This is a genomic window from Streptosporangiales bacterium (assembly GCA_009379955.1).
Taxonomy (GTDB): Bacteria; Actinomycetota; Actinomycetes; order Streptosporangiales; family WHST01; genus WHST01.
The window spans coordinates 19,269-27,180 of the sequence record WHST01000089.1 but is presented as its reverse complement, the minus strand read 5'-3'; the positions used below and the strand labels follow the sequence as shown (position 1 = coordinate 27,180).

Below are 7,912 nucleotides of genomic sequence, written 5' to 3'. Positions count from 1 at the left end.
CGACGGTCCCCACGAGACAGCCGGCGACTACTACCCTTGGACAAGACATCCTCCTGATGAGTGGTTGGGACACCAAGCCCGTTTACCCCATCAGGGGGATGTCCTGATCTCCAACCATCCGTTCAGGTCTTTACTACGCCCGCCCGCGCCGACACCGGAGCCGTCCAGCGGACTCCCGGGCCACGCAGGTAGGTTCGGTGCCGTGAGCCCACGACCATACGACGCCGTGCCCCTGATCCCCCGCGACGTGCTGTTCGGCAACCCCGACCGGGTGCTGCCGACGCTGTCACCGGACGGAAGCCGCATCGCCTTCATCGCGCCGGACGACGACGTGCTCAACGTCTGGGTCGGACCACGGGACGGCAGCACGCCGCCACGCCCCGTGACGACCGACCGCGACCGCGGTATCCGCACGTTCCGGTTCTGCCACGACGACCGGCACCTCGCCTACCTCCAGGACACCGGCGGCGACGAGAACTGGCGGCTGTACGACGTCGACCTCGAAACCGGCGAGGAACGCCAGCTCTCTCCGGCGGGCGCCGGCGTGCAGGCGCAGATCCTCGGCCACAACCGCTGGCACCCGCACGAGATGCTGATCGGCCTCAACGACCGCGACCCGCAGGTGCACGACGCCCACCGGCTCGACCTCCGCACCGGCGAGCTGACGCTGGTGGAGAAGAACCCCGGGTTCGCCGGTTGGCTGGTCGACTCCGACCTCACCGTCCGCGGCGGTATCGCGGTGCTCCCCGACGGCAGCGAGGTCGTGTCGATCCGCGACGGCGCCTCCGGCGAGTTCAGGACGTTCCTCGAGATCGCCCACGACGACACCGCCGCGACGGGCGTGCACTCCTTCGCCAGGGACGGCCGCTCGGTGCTGATGACGTCGACCGTCGGGGTCAACGCGTCCCGGCTCGTCCGGGTCGACCTCGACACCGGCGACGAGGTGGTGGTCGCCGAGGACCCGACGTACGACGTCGGCGGCGTGGTGCTCGACCCCGAGACGCTCGCACCGCAGCTCGCCGTGTTCGCCAAGGACAGGGACGAGCTCGTCGTCCTCGACGAGGCGATACGCGCCGACGTCGAGCGGCTGCGCGCCCATCGCGACGCCGAGCTGTCGATCAACCGCGCGCAGCGCGCCGACCGGATCTGGCTCGTCTCGCATGCTCGCCCCGACGGCCCCACCGAGTTCTCCGCCTACGACCGCGATACCGGCGAGATCACGCCGCTGTTCGTCCACAAGGAGGCGCTCCGCGACTACCGGCTGGCGCCGATGGAGCCGTTCGAGCTCACGGCACGCGACGGGCTCGACCTGCACGGGTACGTCACCTTCCCCCTCGGCGCCGAGCGCCGCGACCTCCCGGCGGTGCTGGTCGTCCACGGCGGTCCGTGGGCCCGCGACTCCTGGGGATTCCATCCCGAGGTCCAGTGGCTCGCCAACCGCGGCTACGCCGTGGTGCAGGTCAACTTCCGCGGCTCCGTCGGGTACGGCAAGGCGTTCACCAACGCCGGCGACAGGCAGTGGGGCACCACCATGCACGACGACCTGCTCGACACGGTCGACCACGTCGTCGGGCAGGGCTGGGTCGACCGTGAGCGCGTCGCCGTCTACGGCGGCTCGTACGGCGGATACGCCGCGCTCGCCGGCGTCACGTTCTCGCCGGAGACGTTCGCGTGTGCCGTCGACATGTGCGGCCCGTCGAACCTGCTCACGCTCCTCGACTCGGTCCCGGAGTACTGGCGGCCGATGATCGCCGAGCTGCACGCCCGCATCGGCGACCCCGCGACCGAGAGGGCCATGCTCGAGGAGCGTTCACCGCTGAACAGCGTCGACGCCATCCGCCGGCCGGTGCTCGTCGCCCAGGGAGCCAACGACCCGCGGGTCAAGCAGGCCGAGGCGGAGCAGATCGTCGCCGCGCTGCGCGCGAAAGGCCTCGACCACGAGTACCTTCTCTTCGAGGACGAGGGCCACGGCCTCGTCAAGCCCGGCAACAGGGAGCGGTTCTACGCGACCGTGGAGCCGTTCCTCGCCCGCCACCTCGGCGGGCGTACCGAGGGCGATCGGTAGAACGGCGGTGACGTGAGCTGGCGCAGCAACCCACCCTCGCAGTACGTCAAGGTCAGGGGCGGGCTGCGGGTACCGCTGTGGTCGCTGGTCCTCTCGTCCATCGTCTGCCTCGCGCTCGGCATCACCGCGGGCCTCACGGTGCCGGGCAACGACGCCGAGCCCGCCGATCCGCACTCCACCGCGCTGGCGAAGAAGCGTGACGCCCTCGTCCGCACGGCACACGCCGAGCTACTGGCGGTCAGCCAGATCGACGCGGTGACCGACGTCCTCGGCACGCCGAGCAGCTTCGGCGTCGTCGTCCTCGGCCGGGAGGTCCGCGACGTCTGCGTCCTCGGCAGCCACGGCTTCAAGGTGCACGACTGGTACGACTCGGCCTGCGGAGTGCAGGTCAGCTGGTACCTCGCGACCGCCCGCGGCAGCGCCGACATGGTGGAGGCGGCAGCGCGTTCCCGCTTCCAGGCACGCCGGATCCCGTCCGTGGAGTCGTTCCGCTGGACCGAGGACTCCGGGCCGCTGCCGAGCCGGCTCAGCGGTGAGGCGCACGCCGACACGATCGGCTCGTCGGCCGACCTGTCGGAGTTCCAGCGCTCGACGCAGCTCAGGTTCTCCGAGCAGAACTCCACCTACCACGACAGCGTGCGGTCGTTCGACCTTCCGGCGGAGTACAGGGAGCGAGGCGGCAAGCGCAAGGTCGTCGCACGCATCACTCTCGTCGCCCAGTACGCCTGGACCAAGGGCTAGCGAAAGCGGCGCAGGCGCAGGCTGTTCGAGACGACGAAGACCGACGAGAACGCCATCGCTGCGCTGGCGAGCATCGGGTTGAGCAGGCCGGCGGCGGCGAGCGGGAGCGCGGCGACGTTGTAGGCGAAGGCCCAGAACAGGTTGCCCTTGATCGTGCCGAGCGTGCGGCGCGACAGCCGGATCGCGTCGGCGGCGGCACGCAGGTCGCCGCGGACGAGGGTGAGGTCGCTCGCCTCGATCGCGACGTCGGTGCCCGTGCCCATCGCCAGGCCGAGGTCGGCCTGCGCCAGGGCGGCGGCGTCGTTGACGCCGTCACCGACCATGGCGACGACCCGGCCCTCCGACTGCAGGCGTTTCACCACGTCGACCTTGTCCTGCGGCAGCACCTCGGCGATCACCTCGTCGACGCCCACCTGCGCCGCGATCGACCGGGCGGCCGCCTCGTTGTCACCGGTGAGCAGGACGGGGGTGAGTCCCAGGCCACGGAGCATGCGGACGGCCTCGGCCGAGGTGTCCTTCACGGTGTCGGCGACCACGAGGATCGCCCGGGTCTCGCCGTCCCAGGCGACCGCGACCGCGGTGCGACCCTGCGACTCGGCGTCGGCCTTGGCGTCGGCGAGGACGGCGGGCACGTCCTGGTCCCACCCGTCGAGCTTCGCCGCACGGCCGACGAGCACGGCGTGCCCATCGACGGTGCCGCGTACGCCGAGGCCCTCGACGTTGACGAAGTCCGTGACGGCCGGCAGGTCGCCGACCCGTTCCGTCGCACCGCGCGCGATCGCCTGGGCGATCGGATGCTCTGACGCGTCCTCCACCGCACCGGCGAGTCGCAGCGCCTGCTCCTCGTCGACGCCGTCGACGGCGTGCACGTCGAGGAGCGTCATGCGGCCGGTGGTGACGGTGCCGGTCTTGTCGAGGACGACGGTGTCGACGCGACGCGTCGACTCGAGCGTCTCCGGTCCCTTGATCAGGATGCCGAGCTGCGCACCGCGGCCCGTCCCGACGAGCAGTGCCGTCGGCGTCGCCAGGCCGAGCGCACACGGGCAGGCGATGATCAGCACCGCGACCGCCGCCGTGAACGCCGCGGACGCCGAGACGCCGCTGCCCAGCCAGAACGTCAGGGTGACCACGGCCAGGGCGATGACGATCGGGACGAACACGCCCGATACCCGGTCGGCGAGGCGCTGGACCTGCGCCTTGCCGCTCTGAGCGTCCTCGACGAGCCGTGCCATCTGCGCGAGCTGGGTGTCGGAGCCGACACGGGTCGCCCTGACCACGAGGCGACCACCGGCGTTCACGGTCGCGCCCACGACCGCGTCTCCCGGCCCGACCTCGACGGGTACGGACTCGCCCGTGAGCATGCTGGCGTCGACCGCGGAGCTGCCCTCGTCGACCACGCCGTCCGTGGCGATCTTCTCGCCCGGCCGGACGACGAAGCGGTCGCCGACGACGAGGGCGCCGGTGGGGATCCTGGTCTCCTCGCCGTCGCGGAGCACCGCGACGTGCTTGGCGCCGAGCTCGAGCAACGCCCGCAGGGCCGCGCCTGCCCGGCGCTTCGCGCGTGCCTCGAAGTACTTGCCCGCGAGGATGAACATCGTGACGCCCGCGGCGACCTCGAGGTAGACGTTCATGTCGCCGCCGCCGCGTTCGACGGTGATCTCGAACGGGTGGGTGACCCCCGGCTCGCCCGCGGTGCCGAAGATCAGGGCGTAGAGCGACCAGGCGAACGCGGCGAGCGTGCCCATCGAGATGAGCGTGTCCATCGTCGCGTTGCCGTGCCGCAGGTTCGTCCAGGCTGCCTTGTGGAACGGCCATGCCGCCCACACGATCACCGGCGCCGCGAGCGCGAGCGAGATCCACTGCCAGTAGGTGAACTGCAGCGGCTCGATCATCGCCATCGCGATCACGGGCACCGACAGCACGATCGCGCCGATCAGCCGGTGCCGCAGCGCACGGTTCGGATCGGCCTCCGCCGCCTCGCCGTCCACGTCTGTCCCGCCGGTCTTCTCCGGCCGCGGCAGGGTCGCGGTGTAGCCGGCGGCCTCGACCTGCTCGACGAGCAGCGTGGGCGCGACGTCGGCGGAGTAGCGCACCCGCGCCTTCTCGGTCGCGTAGTTGACCGTCGCGGTGACGCCGTCGAGCTTGTTCAGCTTCTTCTCGATCCGCGCCGCGCAGGACGAGCAGGTCATGCCGCCGATCGCCAGCTCGACCTCAGCCGGTTGCAGGTCAGTCGCCATGTCCGTGGCCCGTTCCCTTCGGTGAGGGCCCGGCCCCGTGCCCGCCGACGACCACCGTGAACTCCGCGGTGCGGACCTCGCCCAGGTGCCGGAAGTCGAGGAAGAGCCGGTAGGTGCCCTCGGACGGCACCTCGGCGAAGAACGTCACGGTCGGCCCCGGGCGGGTCTTCCCGTCGCCCGGCTCGCCGTCCGGATGCACGTGCAGGTAGGCGAGGTCGCCCTCGCGCAGCGCCACGAGGTGGCCGTACGCGCCGAGGTAGGGCTGCAGGTCCTTCACCGGAGCGCCCCGCCGCTCGACGGTCAGCGTGAGCTTCGACGACCTGCCGGCGACGAGGTCGCCGTCGAGGCGCACGCGGTAGCCGTCGACGGAGGCGGTGCGGGACTCGTGGTCGTACACCGCCGGCCGGTAGCCGCCCGGGACGGACAGGTCGACGCCGAGGGTCAGCGACTCGGCGCCCGACGGGGTGAAGTCGGCGTACGCCCGGTAGCTGCCCGCCCTGGGCAGCCGGATCGGGACGCGCCAGGTGCCGTCGGCGGCCATGACCGGGTGGATGTGCTGGAAGCCCGAGGTGTCGCGGCGGACCACGATCAGGTGCATGCGCTTCTCGTGCTCGACGTCGAAGCGGGTGATCGGCGTGCCCTTCGGGCCGAGGATCCGGAACGCGAACGACGTCGCGCGCCTGGCGGGCAGGGTGACGTCGACGGGCGCGAACGTGTACCCACCCTCGCTGACGGCGAGCCCGCCGGGGGGCTTGGCCTCCTCGTCGTGGCCACCGCCGTGCTCGCTGCTCCCCGTCGCCTCGCCGGACGCGGTGTGCGACGCCATCGGCTCGGGCTCGGCCTCGACCTCGGGACCGGCGACCGCGCCGACCGCCCAGCCGCCGCCGGCCAGCAGCGCGAGTGCGGCGGCGAAGCCCGCGAGCTTGAGGGGTGCGTTCATCGTGTCCGCCTCACGAACCCGCGGCGAGGGTGTAGCCGGCCTCGTCGACCGCCGCGCGGATCTCGTCGTCGCTCAGGGTCGATGCACTCGTCACCGTGACCCTGCCGGTCGCGAGGTCGACGTCCACGGCCGAGACGCCGTCGATGCCGGAGACCTCCTCGGTGACCGCGCGCACGCAGTGCTCGCAGGTCATCCCCGTCACGGTGTAGGTGGTCGCGGTCACGCCGCACGTCCTCTCGGTCGACTCCACCTAGGTATACCCTACCGGGGTACCCCCGTCAAACCCTCGGCCAGGAACTGTGAAGGGCACCTTCACCACACCGCGGTGTGGTGAAGGTGCCCTTGGCACGTAGAGAGCGGAAGGCGCTCAGGGAGTCGGCGCGACGGCGTACGGCTCGAGGTCGCCCAGGAGCGCACCGGGCACGCGGGCGTGCATGCGCGTGCCGACCTCGGTGTGCTCCTGGTCGAGCACCTCGCCGCGCTGGTGGACGCGCGCAACGAGGTCGCCGCGCTCGTACGGCACCAGGGCGTAGACCTCGTGCTCCGGCCTCGGCAGGTCGCGCTCGACGAGGGCGAGCAGCTCGTCGATGCCCTCGCCGGTGTGGGCGGAGACGGCGACGGCGTGCGGCTCGCGGAGCAGCACCGACTTCACGACGACCGGGTCGGCGACGTCGGTCTTGTTGACCGCCACGATCTCCCGCATGCCCTCGGCGCCGATCTCCGCGAGCACCTCGCGCACGGCGGCGATCTGCGCCAGCGGGTCGGGGTGGGCCCCGTCGACGACGTGCACGACGAGGTCGGAGTCGGTGACCTCCTCGAGGGTGGACCTGAACGCCTCGACGAGGTCATGCGGCAGGTGCCTGACGAAGCCGACGGTGTCGGTGAGGGTGTAGACGCGACCGTCGGACGCGGTCGTGCGCCTGGTCGTCGGGTCGAGGGTGGCGAACAGCGCGTCCTCGACGAGGACGCCCGCGCCGGTCAGCCGGTTGAGCAGCGAGGACTTGCCCGCGTTGGTGTAGCCGGCGATCGCGACGGACGGCACCTCGTGGCGCTGGCGGTCGAGCCGCTTGGTGTCGCGGGTCGTGCGCATCTGCTTCAGCTCGCGACGCAGCTTCGCCATGCGCGCGCTGATCCGCCTGCGGTCGGTCTCGAGCTTGGTCTCGCCCGGACCGCGGCCACCGATGCCGCCGCCCTGCCCCCCGACACGTCCGCCGGCCTGGCGGGAGAGGTTGCCACCCCAGCCGCGCAGCCGCTGGTTGAGGTACTGCAGCTGGGCCAGCTCGACCTGCGTCTTGCCCTCGCGGCTCTTCGCGTGCTGGGCGAAGATGTCGAGGATCAGCGCGGTGCGGTCGACGACCTTCACCTTGACGCGGTCCTCGAGGTTACGCAGCTGCGCGGGGCTCAGCTCGCCGTCGAGGATCACCGTGTCGGCGCCGGTCGAGCGGACGATCGCCGTGAGCTCGTCGACCTTGCCCGGGCCGATGTACGTCGCGGGGTCCGGCTGCCGACGGCGCTGGAGCAGGCCGTCGAGCACCTGGGAGCCCGCGGTCTCGGCGAGCAGCTTCAGCTCGGCGAGGGAGTTCTCGGCGTCGGCGACGGAGCCGTCGGTCCAGACGCCGGCGAGGACCACCCGCTCGAGGAGGAGCTTGCGGTACTCGACCTCGCTGATGTCGGTCAGCTCGGTGGACAGTCCGGCGACGCGCCGCAGCGCGGCGCGGTCGTCGAGGTCGAGCTCACCGGTCGCGGGAGCGTCGTCGCCGAGTCCGTGCTGGTCGTCGGGGGTGGAGTCGTCCTCGAGCTCGCGCACCACCGCGTCGATGTGTTCGTCGCCTACGGGCGACTCGTACGCGTTCGTCATATGCCTCCAGACTCGCACGTCGGGAGACGCACTGACACTCTATTTGCCCGGGCAGGGCGGACTCATGTCGC

Annotated in this window: 6 protein-coding genes; 2 read left to right on the top strand and 4 right to left on the bottom strand. The window is 71.7% G+C overall.

Annotated elements, in window-relative coordinates:
* Positions 1-247: 247 nt before the first annotated feature.
* Together GEV10_22770 and GEV10_22765 are read left to right on the top strand one after the other, a co-directional pair.
* A complete protein-coding gene (locus GEV10_22770) occupies positions 248-2,065 on the top strand; it encodes a prolyl oligopeptidase family serine peptidase (protein MQA81271.1) in 1,818 nt (605 codons plus the stop codon).
* A 12-nt stretch (positions 2,066-2,077) separates the two neighbouring features.
* Entirely contained in the window at positions 2,078-2,806 is a 729-nt protein-coding gene (locus GEV10_22765; GenBank protein MQA81270.1) for a hypothetical protein, read from the top strand.
* Here GEV10_22765 and GEV10_22760 read toward each other — a convergent pair.
* From GEV10_22760 to hflX, 4 genes are all read right to left on the bottom strand, one after another.
* Positions 2,803-5,043, bottom strand: coding sequence for a heavy metal translocating P-type ATPase (locus GEV10_22760; protein MQA81269.1), 2,241 nt, complete (start codon positions 5,041-5,043; stop codon positions 2,803-2,805). The genes GEV10_22765 and GEV10_22760 overlap by 4 nt on opposite strands.
* A complete protein-coding gene (locus GEV10_22755) occupies positions 5,033-5,983 on the bottom strand; it encodes a hypothetical protein (GenBank protein MQA81268.1) in 951 nt (316 codons plus the stop codon). The genes GEV10_22760 and GEV10_22755 overlap by 11 nt, the downstream gene beginning before the upstream one ends.
* Before the next feature lie 10 nt (positions 5,984-5,993).
* Complete coding sequence (locus tag GEV10_22750; protein MQA81267.1) at positions 5,994-6,206, bottom strand: copper ion binding protein; 213 nt, start codon at positions 6,204-6,206, stop codon at positions 5,994-5,996.
* A gap of 144 nt (positions 6,207-6,350) precedes the next feature.
* Positions 6,351-7,841 (bottom strand): GTPase HflX, encoded by a 1,491-nt coding sequence (gene hflX / locus GEV10_22745; protein MQA81266.1) that lies wholly within the window; start codon positions 7,839-7,841, stop codon positions 6,351-6,353.
* Between the last annotated feature and the right edge of the window lie 71 nt (positions 7,842-7,912).

What these genes read in the sequence shown, in the direction of transcription:
- GEV10_22760 (MQA81269.1), bottom strand. Translation starts at nt 5,043, where the DNA reads ATGGCGACTGACCTGCAACCGGCTGAGGTCGAGCTGGCGATCGGCGGC.
- GEV10_22755 (MQA81268.1), bottom strand. Translation starts at nt 5,983, where the DNA reads ATGAACGCACCCCTCAAGCTCGCGGGCTTCGCCGCCGCACTCGCGCTG.
- hflX (MQA81266.1), bottom strand. Translation starts at nt 7,841, where the DNA reads ATGACGAACGCGTACGAGTCGCCCGTAGGCGACGAACACATCGACGCG.